The 19,728-nt window shown below is 36.8% G+C and carries 21 protein-coding genes; 10 read left to right on the top strand and 11 right to left on the bottom strand.

The window, feature by feature from the left end:
* Positions 1-38 precede the first annotated feature (38 nt).
* Together Q0K76_RS06040 and Q0K76_RS06035 are read left to right on the top strand one after the other, a co-directional pair.
* Entirely contained in the window at positions 39-197 is a 159-nt protein-coding gene (locus Q0K76_RS06040; protein ID WP_294612936.1) for a hypothetical protein, read from the top strand.
* Positions 194-775, top strand: coding sequence for a nucleoside triphosphate pyrophosphatase (locus Q0K76_RS06035; protein ID WP_294612933.1), 582 nt, complete (start codon positions 194-196; stop codon positions 773-775). Before Q0K76_RS06040 ends, Q0K76_RS06035 begins: the two co-directional genes overlap by 4 nt.
* A gap of 17 nt (positions 776-792) precedes the next feature.
* Here the strand turns inward: Q0K76_RS06035 and Q0K76_RS06030 are convergent, their stop codons facing one another.
* The 10 genes from Q0K76_RS06030 to Q0K76_RS05985 all read right to left on the bottom strand — a co-directional run bounded on the left by Q0K76_RS06030 (position 793) and on the right by Q0K76_RS05985 (position 10,201).
* Positions 793-1,458, bottom strand: coding sequence for an ABC transporter ATP-binding protein (locus Q0K76_RS06030; RefSeq protein WP_294612930.1), 666 nt, complete (start codon positions 1,456-1,458; stop codon positions 793-795).
* Complete coding sequence (locus tag Q0K76_RS06025; RefSeq protein WP_294612927.1) at positions 1,458-2,669, bottom strand: FtsX-like permease family protein; 1,212 nt, start codon at positions 2,667-2,669, stop codon at positions 1,458-1,460. The genes Q0K76_RS06030 and Q0K76_RS06025 overlap by 1 nt, the downstream gene beginning before the upstream one ends.
* Before the next feature lie 19 nt (positions 2,670-2,688).
* On the bottom strand, positions 2,689-3,168 hold the full coding sequence (locus Q0K76_RS06020; protein ID WP_294612923.1) for a DUF4418 family protein: 480 nt from the start codon (positions 3,166-3,168) through the stop codon (positions 2,689-2,691).
* A 22-nt stretch (positions 3,169-3,190) separates the two neighbouring features.
* Positions 3,191-3,850: an ABC transporter ATP-binding protein gene (locus tag Q0K76_RS06015; RefSeq protein ID WP_294612920.1), complete on the bottom strand. Its 660-nt coding sequence runs from the start codon at positions 3,848-3,850 to the stop codon at positions 3,191-3,193.
* A gap of 10 nt (positions 3,851-3,860) precedes the next feature.
* On the bottom strand, positions 3,861-5,006 hold the full coding sequence (locus tag Q0K76_RS06010) for an FtsX-like permease family protein (RefSeq protein ID WP_294612918.1): 1,146 nt from the start codon (positions 5,004-5,006) through the stop codon (positions 3,861-3,863).
* Positions 5,007-5,018: 12 nt separating this feature from the next.
* On the bottom strand, positions 5,019-6,305 hold the full coding sequence (locus Q0K76_RS06005; RefSeq protein WP_294612916.1) for an ABC transporter permease: 1,287 nt from the start codon (positions 6,303-6,305) through the stop codon (positions 5,019-5,021).
* 23 nt (positions 6,306-6,328) lie between these two features.
* A complete protein-coding gene (locus Q0K76_RS06000; RefSeq protein ID WP_294612914.1) occupies positions 6,329-7,579 on the bottom strand; it encodes a Fe-S-containing protein in 1,251 nt (416 codons plus the stop codon).
* Positions 7,580-7,655: 76 nt separating this feature from the next.
* Complete coding sequence (locus tag Q0K76_RS05995; protein ID WP_294612911.1) at positions 7,656-8,222, bottom strand: iron transporter; 567 nt, start codon at positions 8,220-8,222, stop codon at positions 7,656-7,658.
* Between the two features lie 124 nt (positions 8,223-8,346).
* Positions 8,347-9,549: an FTR1 family protein gene (locus tag Q0K76_RS05990; RefSeq protein WP_294612908.1), complete on the bottom strand. Its 1,203-nt coding sequence runs from the start codon at positions 9,547-9,549 to the stop codon at positions 8,347-8,349.
* Between the two features lie 13 nt (positions 9,550-9,562).
* Entirely contained in the window at positions 9,563-10,201 is a 639-nt protein-coding gene (locus Q0K76_RS05985) for a nitroreductase family protein (protein ID WP_294612905.1), read from the bottom strand.
* Positions 10,202-10,450: 249 nt separating this feature from the next.
* Between Q0K76_RS05985 and Q0K76_RS05980 the strand changes: the two genes are divergently transcribed.
* From Q0K76_RS05980 to Q0K76_RS05950, 7 genes are all read left to right on the top strand, one after another.
* Positions 10,451-10,858 (top strand): hypothetical protein, encoded by a 408-nt coding sequence (locus Q0K76_RS05980; protein WP_294612902.1) that lies wholly within the window; start codon positions 10,451-10,453, stop codon positions 10,856-10,858.
* 77 nt (positions 10,859-10,935) lie between these two features.
* Positions 10,936-11,862: a TIGR01212 family radical SAM protein gene (locus Q0K76_RS05975; protein ID WP_363322406.1), complete on the top strand. Its 927-nt coding sequence runs from the start codon at positions 10,936-10,938 to the stop codon at positions 11,860-11,862.
* A 9-nt stretch (positions 11,863-11,871) separates the two neighbouring features.
* Positions 11,872-12,261 carry a nuclear transport factor 2 family protein gene (locus Q0K76_RS05970; RefSeq protein WP_294612899.1) on the top strand — a complete coding sequence of 130 codons (390 nt, stop codon included), beginning with the start codon at positions 11,872-11,874 and terminating at the stop codon, positions 12,259-12,261.
* 472 nt (positions 12,262-12,733) lie between these two features.
* Positions 12,734-13,051, top strand: a complete 318-nt coding sequence (locus Q0K76_RS05965; RefSeq protein ID WP_294612896.1) for a DUF2645 family protein — start codon at positions 12,734-12,736, stop codon at positions 13,049-13,051.
* 245 nt (positions 13,052-13,296) lie between these two features.
* The gene (locus tag Q0K76_RS05960) at positions 13,297-14,421 is read left to right on the top strand and encodes a glycosyltransferase family 4 protein (RefSeq protein ID WP_294612893.1); all 1,125 of its coding nucleotides are present in this window, start codon (positions 13,297-13,299) and stop codon (positions 14,419-14,421) included.
* Entirely contained in the window at positions 14,414-15,217 is an 804-nt protein-coding gene (rfaP, locus tag Q0K76_RS05955; RefSeq protein WP_294612890.1) for a lipopolysaccharide core heptose(I) kinase RfaP, read from the top strand. The genes Q0K76_RS05960 and rfaP overlap by 8 nt, the downstream gene beginning before the upstream one ends.
* Positions 15,218-15,232: 15 nt before the next feature.
* Positions 15,233-16,861, top strand: a complete 1,629-nt coding sequence (locus tag Q0K76_RS05950) for a DUF2813 domain-containing protein (RefSeq protein ID WP_294612887.1) — start codon at positions 15,233-15,235, stop codon at positions 16,859-16,861.
* A 76-nt stretch (positions 16,862-16,937) separates the two neighbouring features.
* On the opposite strand, the gene ettA is transcribed toward Q0K76_RS05950, so the two are convergent.
* Positions 16,938-18,605 (bottom strand): energy-dependent translational throttle protein EttA, encoded by a 1,668-nt coding sequence (gene ettA / locus Q0K76_RS05945; protein ID WP_294612884.1) that lies wholly within the window; start codon positions 18,603-18,605, stop codon positions 16,938-16,940.
* A 239-nt stretch (positions 18,606-18,844) separates the two neighbouring features.
* Here ettA and Q0K76_RS05940 point away from each other — a divergent pair, with 239 nt between their 5' ends.
* Complete coding sequence (locus Q0K76_RS05940) at positions 18,845-19,726, top strand: hypothetical protein (RefSeq protein WP_294612881.1); 882 nt, start codon at positions 18,845-18,847, stop codon at positions 19,724-19,726.
* The last annotated feature ends 2 nt before the right edge of the window (positions 19,727-19,728 follow it).

The following is a 19,728-nucleotide window of genomic DNA, read 5'->3' as shown; positions in this document are numbered from 1 at the left end:
TTAGAGACAGAATGGTAAGTTAGCATGGAGCCAAAAAGATGCATAAAATTGTTTACCTTAGTGATCATAAACCTAGTGTAAGCCAAGCCATCAGTTTGTATAGCAACTGTAGTTTAGGCGCACGCCGTCCAATTACTGACACCAAACGTTTTCAAGCACACCCTTCGGCTTGGACTTTAAATGAGTTATTACAATGAAAATTATTTTAGCTTCAACATCACTATCACGTAAAAAAATACTGCACAAGTTAGCCATTCCATTCGAATGCGTTGCCCCGATTTGTGATGAAACGCCATTAGCGGGTGAAAGCGCTGAACAATTAGTGCTACGTTTATCAAAAATAAAAGCACAATCATTAGTCGAATATTACCCAAATAGTTTGATTATTGGCTCCGATCAAGTGGGGGTGTTAGACGATAAAATTGTGGGTAAACCCCATACCATTGCCAATGCCCGTAAACAGTTACAAAACAGCAGTGGTAAGGCATTTTATTTCTATACCGGCATGACGGTAATTAATACCAATACATTGCAATCCGTTACGCTGTGTGAACCCTTTAAAGTAACCTTTCGGCAATTAACCGATGCTGAAATTGACGCTTATATCGCTAAGGAGCAGCCCTTACAGTGTGCCGGTAGTTTTAAATGTGATGAGTTAGGCATTACTTTATTTGACAAACTGGAAGGCGATGACATTAACTCGCTGGTCGGTTTGCCACTGTTAAAACTAAATAAAATCATGATACAAATGGGTTATAACCCTTTACTGATGTAGATAGTGACACTTTCTGCTTAAGTTAACAGTTTGCCGGCTGACATTTTCAGCACTTTTTGGCTATAACTGGCAACATCGTTATCATGCGTCACAATCAGTAAGGCGGTGCCTTGCTGATTGATTTCAGTTAGCAGTTGCATAATTTCTGCTGAACTTTCATCATCGAGATCGCTAGTTGGTTCATCGGCGATAATAAGTTGTGGTTTACAAATAAGCGCGCGTAAAATGGCGATACGTCGCATTTCACCACCTGACATATTAGCCGGGAAAGCCTCTTGCAAATAACTTATGTTGGCTTTTTCCAGCAAGCTTTGTGCATAACTCAAGCAAGTTTGCGGTTGGCGTTTAGTTAAATAATAGGGTAAACGAATATTATCAATAGCATTTAAGTTAGGCAGTAAGCTGCTACCTTGTGGAATATAACCAATATGCTGATTACGAAATGCCGAAACTTGCTGATCATCAAGTTCAAATAGGTTGGTATCATTAATAATAATCTTACCTTGGGTTGGCGTTAGCAAGCCGGCAATCATATTAAGTAAGGTGGTTTTACCACTGCCTGACTTACCCATTATGCAAACAAAATCATCACTTGCCAGAGTAAAACTAACATTATTGACCGCAGCAAAAGTTTGTTGCCCTCGGGTATAGTCTTTACGTAAATTTTTGATGTCCAGTAACATTATTCACCCTCTCTAAGTGTGCTGTAAGTATCAAATTTGGTCATCGATAGCGCCGAATAGATACTTGAAAGTGGACCAATAATTAGAGTGAGTATAAAAACCACAACTGCATAAAATATAGCATCAAATAATGAAATATTGACACAAGGTAAGCCTATAGATTGGCAAATTAACAAACTAAAAGCATACAGCAAGATTGCCGCAATTAAGATCCCAGCTATACCACCTAAGGCACTAATAATTAACGATTCACGCAATAGCATTTTAACTAACATTAGTCGTGAGGCACCAAGTATGCGTAATAAACTAATTTCACGTTTACGTTCATTAAGCATGGAAGAGAAAATGATAAAAATAACAATAATGGCCAGCACCCAAAAAATGGCCGACAAACTATAGACAATGGTGGAAAAGCTATTTAACCATTTGGAGATATTGCTTATCATGCCTTTAGTCATAACAAAATCTATATTATAGTCTATGGCATATTTTGGCATTATTTGATTAACAATATCTTTAGGTTGATAGTCAGGATTCACTTTAATAAACACCGAGGAAACATAATTAGCGAAATGATCAACATCACCTTCCACTAATTTAGCCTCTTGCATTAAGGTTCTTGCCGCTTGTAAGGTCATAAAAACAGAGGTATCAAAACCCATTCCGGTACTATCCATTTTAGCGGCAATTTTAAATGGATGGTTGAAGAACTTAATTTCATCACCCACTTGCGATGAGATTTTAGCACCGACTACCACTTCATTATCGGTAAGTGGCGTTGACAGTTGCGATTGCAACCATGGTTTAATCACAAAATCGCTGTGCTGATCAAAACCGATTAATTGGACTTTAGTGCTGCAACAGCCAGCATTTAGTGAAGCAATAAATAGTTGCGGAGAAATAGCATCAATGCCTTGAATATCTTTGATTTTATCGATTAAGTCAACTTTAAGGTAAAAACTACTTGGCTCTCCACGCAATAATGCGACTTCGAGATTTTTTTCATAACCGTGGGGAACAATAAGAATATCAGCACCCAAACGATCGGCCATGCCGGAAATCCCTAAACTCAAGTTCTTCATCAATACGCTACCACCAAATAAGGTGGCCGAAAACAGCATAATGATAATAATCAAACAACAACTACGGAATGGGCGACGCTGCACATTTCGCCAAGCTAAGTTTGCAATGGTGATAGTTTTTTCCTGCATGTTTAAACCTTGTTGCCTGCTATTTAAAATTAAGTTTTTTAGAGGCTTTATTCAAATAAAGGGTATTAATAATTGCTACCACCAATAATGATGCCGATAACAAAATTAAAGCGGGTTTGGTGCCCATATTACATAGCATCATGGCTCCCGGGCAAACACCAATTAAAATAGTTGGAATGGCTGCGGTAAAAAATGAAATACAAGCAAGCGCCATGCTTAACCCCATGCGTACAAACACCGTACGTGAAAATAACATCAATAACCCAATAGCTAACACCACAATACCAATCCCGACTTCAGCTCTGGCAGTCCAAAAACATTTCATAATGGTACCTGAGGTACTATGTGCCATTTCATGATTCATCATATGGTTGCCCATATCAGTCGGCATAGAAGCAACTTCTGGCGGTGGGCAGACTGGCACGATATACAAAGGCACTAAAATCAGTAATGCCCCTATAATAATAAAAAGTAATGATGAAATTAGACGATTTTTCATAAAGTTAAAGCCCTTGCATTGGTTAATTGGTTATAAATCGAGCCACTTTACCATGTTCTAAGACGACGGTATTTTGGGCATGTTTTGAGACTTCAGGTGAGTGAGTCACCACAATAATAGTACTGCCTTCTTCATGGAGTTGATGCAATAAATTCATGACCATCTCCTCATTTGTTTCATCTAAATTACCGGTTGGTTCATCCGCGAGGATTAACTTAGGATAATTTATCAGAGCTCTGGCAATACAAACGCGTTGCTGTTCACCACCAGAAAGCTGGCGCGGTAAATGCTTGGCTCGCGCAGCTAAACCAACTCGCTCAAGTGCTTGCATCGCCTCTTTTTCGTCCACCATACTATGATAATATTGCGCGACCATGACGTTTTCTAAAGCCGTTAAATAAGAAACCAGATGAAACTGTTGGAAAATTAAACCGATTTTATCACGACGGATTTCAGTTAGTTCTGATAAAGAAAGTTGAGTGATATCTTGTCCATCAAGGATAACCGATCCTAATGATGGTTTGTCCATACAACCGATGATATTCATTAAGGTACTTTTACCACTACCCGATGGCCCCATAATGGATAACCACTTGCCTTCTTCAACGGTTAAATTCACCTCAGAAAGTGCATGCAAAGAACCATAAATTTTAGAGACATTTTTTACTTCAAGTATATTCATTTGTTATATCCTATTCGCCACGCAAGACTAACGCTGGTTCGACTTCAACCGCCCGTTTGACTGGAATTAAACAAGCAATAACTGTAACTATAGCTGACACAGCAATCGTAATTGGGATTAAATAAAATTCAATGCTAATTGAGCGACCAAAAACATTGGTGCTAATTACCTGCGCAAAAATAATTCCACAAAAAGCACCAATAGTTCCACCAATAATCCCTAACACTAATCCTTCAGCTAAAAACTCTTTAGCAATACTCTTATTATTTGCGCCAATAGCTTTTTTAAGACCAATTTCTTTACGGCGTTCCATCACCACTGTCATCATGGTTGTCGCGACACAAATCATAGTTAGTACTAACACTACTAATGTGACTAAGTAGAGCAATGATGAGAGCTTGCCTAGTACTGAGGTTTCAGATTGGGTAACCCATTTAATCAAATGCGGCTCGATAGTGGTCAATTGGTTACTGATTGTGTCAATATATTGTTTTAATTCTGCTTCAGATGCGGTAATGCTTACTTCCACCACTTCGGCTTGATCACTTTCTTCCAATAATTGCTCTAAATCATGCAAATTAATAAAAATAAAATTATCTTCAGCGCGTCCCGTTTTAACGATACCCGTAATTTTCATCTCTTCATCAAACCGAGATTTTTGCTTAGATTTACCCGAAATCGAAACAGTATTACCAATATTTAACATCGCAAAATTAGCAATATCCACACCAATCATAATTTCATGGGGATTTTGAGGTAATGTACCTTCAATCTGCCAATATGGGCTCGTTTTGGTCACTTGCTCAAAATCAGTGCCCACAATAGTATAAGGGTGTTGATTGCTACGAATAGAATCATAACGAAATGGCGTAACCCCTAAGATTTTATTTTGTGGTAATAAAGCAACCGCTTTTTTTACTTCATTCATATTCATGGTCGGTTGATTATTAGCCGGCATAAATAACATGTTAGCACCATAAGACCGGAACTCTTGCCCCATTTGGCGCGGAATGTCATAACAAAGTGTCACCATACCAAGTAATACTGTAGCACCAATTGCCACACCAAGTAACGCTACTGCAATACGTGATCGGCGACGAATTAGTGAGCTAAGAACTGTTTTAATAATAAAACGTCGATTTTTATTTATGACCATCTCTACTTTCCATTATCGCCCGTGTAATACATCAGTTGGGCGCAAAAACATCATCATCCGTAGTGCCGGCAAACTACCTAATAGTGTGATTAAAAATACCATGATGATCACCAATGGAATAATCACCATTTTCGGTTCGATAAATGAACCAAATACGGTATGCCCAATAATTTGGGCAAAACCTATTCCGAGGAAATAACCAAAAACGCCCCCTACAAAAGCGATCACTAATATTTCAGTCAAAATAAGTAATGCTACTGAAGTATTGGTGGCACCTAGTGCTTTTAACAAACCAATTTCGGTACTACGTTCAATAACATTAGCGGTAACTAAATTCGAAATGGCCAACGCCGAACAGATTAGCGAAAGAATAGTTAATAGTAGCATTAACAATTGCGTTTTTTGTAAGATCGAACCTTCTGATTCTGCCACTTGCATAATCGCTTTTACCCGGACATCTGGCATGAGTTCTTCTAACTGATAAGCAATCGAACTAATGTAAGCGGTACAATACCAAGTATCCCATTCGGTTCTGGATAAACTATTCGGATCTTGAGCCGCTTTACGCGCTAAGTCATTTTCAGGCGTGGTCAACGCGCTGACTTCAACTCGTTCCACCAACCCTGGTTTATCGGCGAGTTGTTGTGCTACAGGTAGTGATACAAATAATTGCGCATCTTCAGCGCCACCACTATGAAAAATATTATTTACCGTTAAAGTAACATTTTTATTAGTTTGTGGTGAGGTTAAGGTAATACTATCACCTAACTTTAAATGCCATTGTTTCCCGACTGTTTCTCCAACCATTACCCCTTGTAAATTGCCATCGGTCATGGTGTTGCCCTCAATAGTCCACCATGACTTCATAGCTAACATGCCCGTATCCACTTCATCACCAGTTGGGATATTAAGATGTTTATTAAACCAAGTACCAACTACAGTAATGGGTTTATCATTAAAGGTGGCTTGCGTTGTGAGATAAGGGGCAAAATCCACAATATTATATGCCCAGAAGATCATCTTAATTTTGACCAGATCATCTTCTTTAATAAACTGCATCGCTTGTTGTTTGTCATTATTATCTAGCTGATACATTTCATTTACCAAAGCGGTACCTTTGGGCACAATGTTTAAATTAGCACCATAGGCTTTTAGCTCTTGGTTAACCTTGTCACCCACATCAAACATGACGTTTAACATAGCAGTAGCTAATGACACCCCTAACGCGACGGTAATGGCAATTAAACATAGCTTCTTTTTTTGCCGTATTAACACGCTTAGTAACATTCTACGAAACATATCTTCTCACTTTTATTACGCTTTTATTTGAAGCGATTTTTTTCTGCTTCAAGATGAGCAGGTCTAATCACCATATTACCGTCAATAATTTCAAATTTAAGCGGTACCGGATTACAACCACCGGGGAAGCCGATAGTGGCAATATTCATCACGACATCACACAAAATACAAACGACTTGATTACCTCGTTGATAATAACCTGTGGCACCACAGATATCACAAGCATCAAGACCAACCCCATAAGCATTTTCGCTCTTCTTAATAATAATAAACCGAACTACCGTGCCATCTGACGCTTCAAAGCCATAACGGTGTAAATTACCATCATTGATTTTTTCAAGGGGGATCACAATTAAGCCATCAGCATTGGGCGTAATAGGCTCAGCGGGGGATAGCTCCACACCTTTTTCAAATATATAGCGTGCTCGCGTTACCGTATAAGCCGTAATTGCCACACCAGCTAAAACCAGTAATGAAGCCCTTCTGTCACTGCGTAATTGCGCTTTCATTTTGCGAATTTGGGCAGGATTACTACCGACTAATGAGGTGGTTTTTGATTTGATATATAAGACCATCGCCAAAAACAGCACAATAGCCATAAAAATAAAGATAAAGAAGTTAACATGACCTAAAACAAAAATAACCAGATCCATCATCCATGGTTGTGATGAAATAAAACGTCTTACAATAAAGATCTGAAGAATGTTAATGCCATTTTCAATAGTGAAGATAATCAGTGCCAGTGTGGTAATAACCAAAACAAATTTATCAGAAAGTCGATTACAAATACGGTAAGTAAAAATACCCATTAACAAAATGACAATTAACGCAAAACCATAACCAACACACTTAAATAGAAAGTCATTATTAAAAATTGTGTCCATACCCACTGCAAATTCAAATGGATATAACATTAAATTCGGTAGACATTGTGCAGCAACTAATCCTATACTCAGGGTCGTTAATAAGACAAATAGCGCTTTAACAAATGTATTGGTATGTTTTTTTGACATCCAAATAGTGATTAATAATGGAATGGCTACAATTGTCCAAGGAATAATCACGCCAAGATCATAAAATTCGCGAACGGCAAAACCGGTATTACGTTTCAAAATCGCATAAACTAATGCCGCAATAAAGCCTAACACCAAACCTATTAGCACAATTTTTTTACATTGCATGGCATTTAATTTGATAATGGTGGCTGTAAGTAGCGCAATTATAATAATAGGAATAAAGGTATTATCAGTAATCTTTATAAGATATTGAAGCATAATGATTGACTAGTTGTTGCGATATTATTGGCGAGTTAACTACTCGCCAATATTAGTAATTTATTTTTAAAGCAAATTACCATGCTCGAGGAACGTAATCAAAGTCCCAAGAAACAGTAATTGGTTTAGTCCAGAAACGCCCTTCTACACCGGTTTCTTTATCAACGTGTAATAAATAACCTTGTTTTTCTGGATTTTCAATGGTAAAGGTAACTTTATATTTACCGGCACCATCAAGTTTAATATTGTTACCATAGTGAGGACCATCAGATGCATTCATTGGCATGAAGTTACCTTCGATGGCTTTCTTACTACCTTCTTTTAGGATTTGATATTTAACAGTTAAATAAGGTACAAAATCCCCTTTACCATAACCTAAATTGTTGCCATCAGCAGCAGAGATATCTGCTTCAATATGCATATCTGATTTTGATGCTGGAAGGCCGCCCATGCCAGCTGGTTCCATATCAACCGGTTGAAAATAGACCGCGCTAATATGTAATGGACCAACCGTTACTTCTTCACCGATAGGGAACTCTTCAAAACCTTTTTGTTCCCCTGGTGCCGGCGCTGACGCAGCATAAGCAAATGAAGATAATGCTAATATTGATGAAATCCCAGCTGCGAATACTAATTTTTTCATTGAAAACTCCTCTACTTTTTATTTAACTACTCATTACTTGTTGTAATTACTACTTCTTTACTCGCCAAGTTAGCATCTGGATGCCGATATCAAAAATTCAATTAACATCTGAACTAACTTTAAGCTATTTATTAACTACTTTTTTACTATGTTTTACTTTCAAATACACCACAGAAATGACCACAATTAGCACCATAAATAGTTGTGGTACTAAGGTTTCAACTGTTGGATAGATGCCTAAAATACCAAATGAGTGTACAAAATCCACTGGAGTAACTGGAATAATATCCGCCTCTTGTAACTCTTTTACCCCACCACCTGCAAAGGCAATCGCCATAATATACATTAATGCACTGGTGCCAATAAAAAATGGTTTAATTGGTAATTTTATCGTACAAAAACGGATCACGCTAAAGATAAAGGCAAGCACAAAGCAACCTAGACCTAATCCATACCACACCATATTTATATGCTCTTTAGCCTCAGCCAGCATGGCTTGATAAAATAAGATGGTTTCAGCACCTTCACGGAACACAGCTAAAAAGGCAGCAAAACCTAAAGCAAAACTACTTCCCGATGAGATAGCAGTTTGCACTTTGCCTTCAACATAGCTCTTCCATGCTTCAGCTTCGGCTTTAGAGAACATCCAGTTACTAACAAAAAACAGTACCACAGTGGCAAGCAACATTGCCCCACCTTCCAGCATCTCTTGATTAGCACCACTAATATCTAATAGTGAGTGAAGCGCAATTGCCATTAAAATACTAGCAAAGACTGCCACTAACGAACTCATATAAACTACTTTCACCATTGGCATATTGCCAGAACGTACCAAGTAAGCCGAAATTGCCGCAATAACTAAAATAGCTTCTATACCTTCCCGCGATATAATGATGAATGATGCTAATAACACACTCCAACCACTTTCTTTCTTACCATCTAATTCGTTAGCGTCTTCATGCAGCATTTTTAAAATTGTATCAATTTCTGCTCGAACTACTTTATTCGGCGCACCATCAGTCATCAGGCGCTTAATTTTAGCAAACTGATATTCGGTATCCGTACCACGTTTACCGGAAATGTAAGACATGACGGCACGTTCAACACCATGTTTTTCATAAAAACCAAAATAAGCATCATTAACTCGCTCTTTGGCTTTATCACTGTCTTTCATAAAATAGATATCATACGAATCATTTAAAATCGCATCCATTTCATCAATGATCGCATTCCAGCTATCATATTTTTTGTCAGTAGCATAAGATGATGGAACAAAAGCAATTACACTTGTAATAAGCAAAAATGCTAATGCTAAAAATCGTTTCACTTTTTTATTCCTTTTATTTTCCTAGTAACATTATTCCAATTGGCTTACTGTTTTCAGGTAATTTTAACTCTTCGGCAATCATTTCTGGTTTAATAGAATGAATATATCTGACATCTAATTTCAATGAAGCTGCAACAAGATAAATATTTTGGCTCATAGCGCCAACTGCTATGTGTCTAAATTCATTGGCTTGTTCAGGTGGATGTTGCGTTAATGCATTTAAATCTGGGACAAAAATTAAAGAATACGCAGCGCGTTTAGTAAAATTCTGCTTACCTATATCTGCACGAATATCTTTCTTACTGATCTCTCGCAAATAGTGCCCTTCCCATTCATATAAAAATACACCTTTTTCACCGGCCACATAAATACGCACATAAGGTGGAACACCATGCACCATTGGAACAGTCCAACCCGTTTTACCTCGATTTAAACCACTAGCGGCCCAAAGGATGGTGGAAAGATCCTCATCCGAAATGTTACCCACCGGAAAATCTCCCCCCGGCGTGGAAGCACGTTTTTTTAAGCTTTCTAATAAACTCATTCCATCTTTAGTTTGAGGTGTCGGTAATGAAATATCGGCGTAACATAAAGATAAAGAAAATAATGATGAGAATAAAACAATAACTAATTTCCGCATAACATACGACATAATTCACCTCTAACTTTTTTAACAGTAGCCATATCTTATTGCTAATGATCACAATTATCAACATCAAATAGTAATAATTATCATTTGGTAAATAAGCAAAAAAGATTTATGTTAATTTTCGTATTAAATTCAATGGATAAAACAATTCTTCCATCTAATGAATTTATATTTACTAAATTTTGCTTGTTAGACAAAATTGATTTGAACGCTATATAATTATTACAAACTTACCTAAAACAATGTCTTCATATGATGAATATTATTCGACTGACTATTTTGTTAATTATTTTTCTTTTTTCATTCTCTGCTTCTGCATCTTATGTGAATAGTTGCCTATTAACGGGAACGTTATTAGAGGATCCAGTTATCATGATTAAATCGATGAATCGTGTCGATAATAATGGAGAGATTATGGCTAATTCAGCATATGAAGTGAGTGATTTTAAATTGAAGATTTGGATTACTGACACAAAAATAGCAGGACGAGCAGACAGTGGTTGTCAATTGCCCGACAATAAACCATATGAGCTATTAATTACCTTAGCCAACGCTTATGACTTAACTGAAGCGAAAAAAGGTGACCAGATTAAATTAATACATATTATTAAAAATAGTAGCCATTCGCCAACCACTGAAAAATATACTTTACAAAAATAGTCTTGCTGCAAAATGCATTGCTTGAAGCAAATCAACACCTTGGCGTACAATACCCTAAATTTTTTTACTGGTTTATTATGCAACTTCATTTAGTCGTCAATACTTTTGGTGCAGATCTACAACGCCGTTATGGCGAAAAAATTTATAAACTGACCTTACATGGTGGCTTTAGTTGCCCCAATCGTGATGGCACCATTGGTGTGGGTGGTTGCACATTTTGTAATGTTGCGTCTATTATTGATGAGTCCATACAAGTTAAATCGATTGCAGATCAGCTGACTTCGCAAGCCCAGCAAATGAAAAAATCTAAACGTTATCTTGCCTACTTTCAAGCTTATACCAGTACCTATGCCGAAGTTGAAATCCTTAAAAATATGTATGAAGAGGCATTAAACAGTGCCGATATAGTGGGACTCTGTGTTGGCACACGTCCGGATTGTGTACCCAATGAAGCACTTGATTTATTAGCATCTTATCAAGAAAAAGGGTATGAAGTTTGGCTAGAACTCGGTTTACAAACTGCACTTGATAAAACGTTGCATGCGATTAACCGCGGACACACCTTTATTGATTATCAGCAAACGGTACAAAAAGCTCGTCAGCTAGGGATTAAAGTTTGCACACATTTAATTATTGGTCTGCCGAAAGAATCCAAACAAGACAATATGTTTACGTTAGAGTGCGTGCTAAATAGTGGTGTAGATGGTTTAAAACTGCATCCGTTGCATATTGTCGAAGGTAGCATTATGGCCAAAGCGTGGCGTGCTGGCCGTCTTGATGTATTGTCATTAGATGAGTATGTGGATATTGCGGGTGATATTATTCGCCAAACCCCCGCCAATATTTTATATCATCGCATTTCGGCCAATGCCAGAAAGCCTACCCTATTAGCGCCGGATTGGTGTGAAAACCACTGGCAATCCATGAATGCCGTCGATCACAACTTACGCCAATTTGGTGTACAAGGTAGCGCCATCGGCGATAATTATTGTTTTAAAGCATAGGAGAATTTAATGGACAATATTCAAATAGTTAAACACGCACTAAGTGATTTACTGACATCGGATCTTGATATTCATGAATTAATCGTAAAATATTTTTCACCTGATTATCAACAAACCGTAGATGGTAAAACCCTAGGCTTTAATGAGTTTGCAGCTCATATGCAATTATTACGTAGTGTGGTCAAACAATTTGCTGTCACCATAGACGCGATAAGTCAATCAGGGGATCAGGTTCACACCCATCATTTTGTTAAAGTCACAAAAACAGACAATAGTGTCAGCGAGTTTGAGGTTTTTGCTTTATTTAAAATCGCTAATCACAAAATCGTCACCTGCAATGAATTAACTCGCCAATTACATGGTAATAGTGAAGACAAAGATCTTGGCGCCAGGCATTGATTTTAGGTTATTTATATAGCCATACAGCAATAACTAAAATTTCGTTGCAAATTGGTTAATGCCTTATTAATTACCTGTATTTTTCGCTGTTTATTAACTTTTTAAAAACATTGAGGGGTAATTTGATTATGCCAAAACCACACAACATAATGATGGTACAAATAATGAAATTAATTGTAATGATTTTTAATGGGAATAATGAACAGTTATATAACTGTTCAAATGACTTTAAAAAGCTTAATTTATGTTGGTTTAAATGAGTAGTAATGTTATGGTTAAAGAAGGGTTTTATACTAAAACACATGCTTTTCCTGAAACATTTTGACAAATTACGCTCATTTCGGCACTTTATCTAATAACATAGCGATTTTTTAAGCAATTTTGTGGCTAAATATTGGGTTATTTCAACTACTTTGTTATATTAATTGAAATTAGTTAAGCATAAGTCAACTTAGGATTAAACTCCTTAACCATGTCCAAAATAATCAGCAGTATCTTAATGATGATTAAAAACAATATGCTTTCATTTATCCATTTTCTGTTGGTATTAATCGTCATAAATTTATTTTCAACTGATGAATATGAATGGATGGTAGCTTCTGGTGATGTGGATAGTCTTTGCTCTCTACCTTTGGGCGGAAGAGATGGCGAAGAAGTTTTCCTTATTATCGTCATACCATTTATTTTAAGTTTATTTTTCACCAAAAATAAAAAAATACGATATCTCTATTTATCTGTTGCCACACTTTATCTTTTTTGGTCTTTTTATTGGCGTTTTCAGTGGTGCTAACACACATGACATCAATACATAGTAGATTGGGGGGATGAACAAAAAAGCGTTACCCACTCCTCTGTCAAAATCAAACATATTGTAACGGTATAGACTCCTGAATCATTTTTACACTATTAATACTATCTTCTAAACAAATACAGGCATAGATGAGATGTCTTAACAAAGTTCATCCTCAGAATCAAACTTTGCGCAACAATCAAGACTAAGTATATAATAGCCCTTTATCACTTGAGGCAATCTGCATGCAACTGGCTTTTTGTATTTATAAATATTTCCCTTATGGCGGTTTGCAACGCGATTTTTTGCAAATTGCTAACGCTTGTCAAGCTCGTGGTCATAAGGTTCGTGTTTATGTGATGAATTGGCAAGGGGTTAAACCTTCGCAATTGGATATTATTCTAGTGCCGAAAAAAGGGTTATCTAATCATAGCCGTAACGAATCTTATTACCACTGGGTTAAAGCTCACTTACAAGCTAATCCGGTTGACTGCGTAGTGGGTTTTAACAAAATGCCTGAATTAGATGTTTATTTTGCTGGCGATACTTGTTTTGCCGAAAAAGTCTCACATAAGCGTTTTTTATATAAATTAACCAAGCGTTGTAAACACTATTTAGCTTTTGAAGATGCGGTATTTAACCGGCAATATTATACGCAAATTATGGTATTAACTAAGCAACAAATTGCTGATTTTGAACACTTTTATCATACTCAACAAAACCGATTTAATCTATTACCACCGGGTATTGCACTAGATCGCAAATTTAATCCAGAATCGTTAATTAAACGCCAGCAATTCAGGCAAGCGAACCAAATTAAGGCTGATGCGTTTGTCATGCTGCAAATCGGTTCCGACTTTAAACGTAAAGGGGTTGATCGCTCATTAACTGCCATTGCCGCTTTACCAAGCGAATTAAAACAGAAAGTCATTTATCTGGTGGTGGGGCAAGATAAACCCGAAGCTTATCAAAAATTAGCTAAACAGCTTGGTATTGAACATCAAGTGCGTTTTTATTCTGGTCGCGATGATATCCCTGATTTTTTATTTGCCGCCGATTTATTATTACATCCAGCCCGACATGAAGCGGCAGGCATGGTATTAATTGAAGGCTTAGCGGCGGGAGTGCCCGTGATTGTGTCAGGGAATGCTGGATATGCCTATCATATTGATGATGCTAAAGCGGGTGTGGTATTAACTGAACCTTATTCACAATCAGAGTTAAATCAAGCAGTGCAAACTGCTATGACCAATAACGAGCAGTATCAAATTTGGCATGAAAATGCCATTCACTATGGCAATAGTGCCGATTTATACCATTTAGCTGATCGCGCAGCTGACATTATTTTAGGTTGTCGCCCTTATGAATGAAATAGAACTTAAATCACCCTTTGATAAACTATGGCAAGATAAAGATCCCTTTACCGAGGTTGAACTGATATCTGGTGAAATATATCGCGCGGTAAAACAACGCAAAACCTTGAATTTTAAGTTTGAAGGTGAATCTTATTTTATTAAGATCCATCGCGGTACCACCGTTAAAGAGATCGTTAAAAACCTGATTTCATTGCGCTTACCTGTGTTAGATGCAAAACAAGAGTGGCAAGCGATTCATCGCCTAGAACAAGCTGGCGTGAATACCATGGATGGACGTGCATTTGGTCGTAAAGGGTTAAATCCACTAACTCGTCATTCCTTTATTATTACCAAAGATCTAAATCCGACGATTAGTTTAGAAGATTTTACTAAACCATGGTTAACCGAACCACCAACTTATCATCTTAAACGTTCACTAATTATCTATCTTGCTAACATGACCGCTAACATGCACGCTGCAGGGGTGAACCATCGTGATTGTTATTTATGTCATTTTTTATTGGATATTCCACTGTTTGAAAACAAGCAACAGATAAAACTATCGGTTATTGATTTACATCGTGCACAAACGCGTGCTAAAGTGCCAACACGTTGGCGTGATAAAGACTTAATTGGTCTGTACTTTTCATCAACTAAAATAGGGTTAACCAAACGAGATATTTGGTTATTTCTAAAAAACTATTTCAATAAGCCATTAAAAGACATTTTGCGTGACGAACATAAATTAATCAGCAGCACGCAACAAAAAGCGGAACGAATTGCACAGCGAACCCAAAAGTATCAGCTTTAACCATAAGGAAATGCTATGTTTATTGAACAAATAGAGATTGTAGGATTCAAAGGGATAAACCAACTATCATTAAAGCTTAATGCTAAATCTAGCGTACTAATTGGTGAAAATCGCTGGGGGCGATCAAGCTTAATTAGTGCTTTAAAACTGTTATCGTTGGATAATAAATTTTATCAATTTATCGATTCAGATTTTTACCATGACCAGTTCGAAAATTATGGTAATACCATTAGTATTAAAACCACTTATTGTGAATCCCATCTTGATGAACTCAATAGCCAAGCATATCAACCATTATTAGCGGTAAGCGATCGGTCAGAACCAGATAAATTACATCGTATTACTTATCAAATTACTGCTGAAAAACAAGATGATAATATTGTTACCCAACATCAATTAATCGATAATTTTGGAAAGCCGTTTAATATTGAAAACCATAAATTATTAATTGCAATTTTAATTAGTCTAAACCCAGTCATGACGCTCAAAAATTCAATTAATCCTGAAAATATACCCATTACCAATCAACCGCTCTCCGAATATTATATCCAGCAACTTTCCAATCAATTAAAAGAAAATTCAGCTCAACTAAGTCAAGATGAATTACATCGGGGTTTACAAGCCGCGCGTGCATTATTGGAATACTATTTTGTTGATCATGAGCACCGTTTTCACTACAAGCAAATCGCTAAAAAAACAAGTCCACGCAGTGAAGATTGGGATTCGCTAGAACGCATTAATAATATACTTGATAATCTAGATAATGATTATTTGCGCACCGCTTTGTTAGGCATTTTTGGCTCAATTATGAGCGCCAAAGGTGATAATCCATTATCACAAAGCTCAGTGCCAATTTTAATTTTAGAAGAACCTGAAAGTCAGTTGCACCCAATTATCTTATCGGTTGGCTTTCGTTTGCTTAAACATCTCCCTACTCAAAAAATTATTACCTCCAATTCGAGCGATCTTGTATCACTTTTCCCGTTAGAATGTATTTATCGTTTAATCCGTTTGCCCGATCAAATTGTCGTAAAATATGTTGCGCCAAATTCACTCAGTGCAGGTGATAGTCGTCGTATTTTATTTCATGTGCTTTATCGTCGCCCCCTTGCACTCTTTGCCCGTTGTTGGCTACTGGTTGAAGGAGAAACGGAAGTATGGTTACTGCGTGAACTGGCCGAACAAAGTGGTTACCACTTAAGTTCTGAAGGGGTACAACTACTTGAGTTTGCCCAATGCGGGTTAAAACCGCTGATAAAATATGCCAATAAGATGGGTATTCATTGGTATGTGATTACTGATGGTGATATGGCTGGTAAAAAATATGCTGAAACCGTGCAATCCCTTTGTCCTGAAAATAAGAGTCCCGATGATTGCTTAACCGTATTACCGGCTCGTGACATTGAAAACTTTTTATTTAAACATGGATTTAGTCATGTATATAAATTAGTGGCTTATAATACTGTGCAGCATATTGATATGTCAGTACCCAAAATCATTCAAAAAGCTATTCACAAAAGCTCAAAACCCGATTTAGCTATTGCTGTATGTGACGATGCCAAATCCCGTGGTGCAAATGCTATTCCAACTTTATTAAAAGAAACGTTTGCTAAAGTGGTAAAAGTATCCAAAGATTGGGATTAAGATCATTTTATTGTTAATAACGATTTAGTTACAAAATGTTCCGCCGAATGATATCGGCGGCAATTGATGAACAGAACTATTTGGTGATTCTTTTATATTTAGCGCGTTTTGGCTCTAAGGCTTCGGCACCAAGCGTACGTTTTTTCCACTCTTCATATTCGGTGAAATTACCTTCAAAGAACTCAACATGCCCTTCATCTTGGTAATCTAAAATATGAGTGGCAATACGGTCTAGGAACCAGCGGTCATGTGAAATCACTAATGCACAGCCCGGGAACTCTAACAAGGCGTTTTCCAGTGCCCGCAGGGTTTCAACATCTAAATCATTGGTCGGTTCGTCGAGTAATAATACGTTACCACCAACTTGTAATAATTTAGCTAAATGTACCCGCCCACGTTCACCGCCAGACAGTTCACCCACACGTTTTTGTTGATCAACACCTTTAAAGTTAAAGCGTCCAACATAAGCACGGCTTGGGATTTCAAAATTACCGATACGCATAATATCTTGACCATTGGAGATTTCGTCCCAAACAGTCTTGCTATCATCCATACTGTCACGGAACTGATCAACTGACGCTAATTGTACGGTATCACCTAAAGTAATCGTGCCTGAATCGGGTTGCTCTTTACCAGATAACATTCTAAATAAAGTCGATTTACCGGCACCATTAGGACCAATAATCCCAACAATCGCGCCTTTGGGAATACTAAACGAAAGATTATCAATTAGTATTCTATCTCCATAGGATTTAGTGAGGTTACTCACTTCAATCACTTTATCACCCAAACGTTGCCCTGGTGGAATAAACAGTTCGTTAGTTTCATTACGTTTTTGGTAATCGTTGCTATTTAACTCTTCAAAACGCGCTAAACGAGCTTTGCTCTTCGCTTGGCGACCTTTCGGATTTTGACGCACCCATTCGAGTTCTTTTTCAATCGATTTACGCCGTGCAGATTCGGTTGCCGCTTCTTGTGCTAAACGCTGATCTTTTTGCTCTAACCAAGATGAATAGTTACCTTCCCAAGGAATACCTTCACCACGGTCAAGTTCTAAAATCCAACCCGCAACATTATCTAAAAAGTAGCGGTCATGGGTTACGGCGACAACGGTGCCTTCATAATCATGTAAAAAACGTTCCAACCATGCTACCGATTCTGCATCTAAATGGTTAGTCGGTTCGTCGATTAATAACATATCCGGTTTTTCAAGCAATAATTGACAAATTGCTACACGGCGGCGTTCACCACCAGAGAGTGTTTCAATTTTGGCATCCCAATCTGGTAAACGTAATGCATCCGCGGCCCGTTCCAGTTGATTATCTAAGTTATGGGCATCTTGCGCTTGAATAATGGCTTCAAGTTCAGCTTGCTCTTTGGCTAACTTATCAAAATCAGCATCAGGATCGGCATAAGCAGCATAAACCTCATCTAAACGCGCAAGTGCTTGTTTGGCATCACCTACCGCTTGTTCAACCGCTTCCCGCACAGTCTGTTTAGGATCAAGTTTTGGTTCTTGAGGTAAATAACCAATTTTAATATCAGGCTGTGGTCGAGCTTCACCTTCAATCTCAGTATCCACACCAGCCATTATGCGTAATAAAGTGGATTTACCTGCCCCATTTAAACCCAGCACCCCAATTTTGGCACCTGGGAAAAAACTCAAAGAAATATCTTTTAAAATATAGCGTTTAGGAGGAACAATTTTCCCAACTCTATTCATGGTATAAACATATTGCGCCATAAAAACCTTACTTGTTTTTTTGTTAACCAATAGCAAAGCAGTAATGATTTGCTATATTTATTGATGGGCTATATTGTAACGATTCTGAGAAATGGGTCTAGGGTTATTTCTCGAATTCGTTTGAAATCTTAATTATTATTAAATTTTATTACATACAGTTTAATTAGTTTCGTGTATGCTTAATATTAAATAAATTTGATAGTTTTTTTATTTATATATGTCATTTTTTGGGAGCTCTGATGAATAATGAACAAATTACAGTTGATTGTCATATCGATCGACAATATTTGATAGATTCTTATTATGCTCGATGGGGCAGTTTGGATGATGATTTTACACAAAAATTAGATGATTCAATCGCTAATAATATGCGTAATTTCACCTTTACTTTTGATAATGAAAAAATGGTAAAGCTAAATAAAGATAAAAATGAAGTGAACACTTTTTATTATTCACAGCTTTTTCAAATACAAGAAGCCAAAAATGGTTTTATCCTTTTTAGCAATAATATGCTATTTGATTTTCTGAGTTTTGATCTGTTTAAACCTGCTGATTTAGTGGTCGTCAAAAAATATTTAACTTCCTATTTGGGTAAAAACCAAGAACCGAGAATAGCAACAATTGCAGATTACGTGGTTGACTATAATCGTGTTTATTCTCTTCTTCGTAATCAATTAAAAAATACCAAAAAAAACTATTTAATTTTATCTGTTTTCTTATTATTTTTTTGTATATTGTATGTTGTTATAAATAATAATCTTCTTTCAGCTGCAATAACTTTATCTGCAGTACTTTTATATCTTTCTTTTCTTTTCTTTATAATGATTATTAATTATGCAAAAAAAACTGCAAAAAATTTTGTTGCATCATTAAATGAGTGCTTTCGCAATATGACCTGTATTTTTTATGATGACCGTATAGAATTTATTTTTAAGCTAAAAATATCCGTTTCTTCTATAAAATATACTGAATTTTATAAAATTGAGAAGGTTCCAGATGGTTATTTATTTTCCTTGCTAAAAAATTATAGTTATTTCTTTTTTTATGAAGAATTTACCACAGAACAACAGCAAGCTTTAGAAGAACAACTTAAGCAATATAAAAATTATTATCAGAAATGATA

This window comes from uncultured Gilliamella sp. (genome assembly GCA_945271295.1).
Lineage (GTDB): Bacteria > Pseudomonadota > Gammaproteobacteria > Enterobacterales > Orbaceae > Gilliamella.
This window is presented reverse-complemented; position numbering and strand designations above follow the sequence as displayed.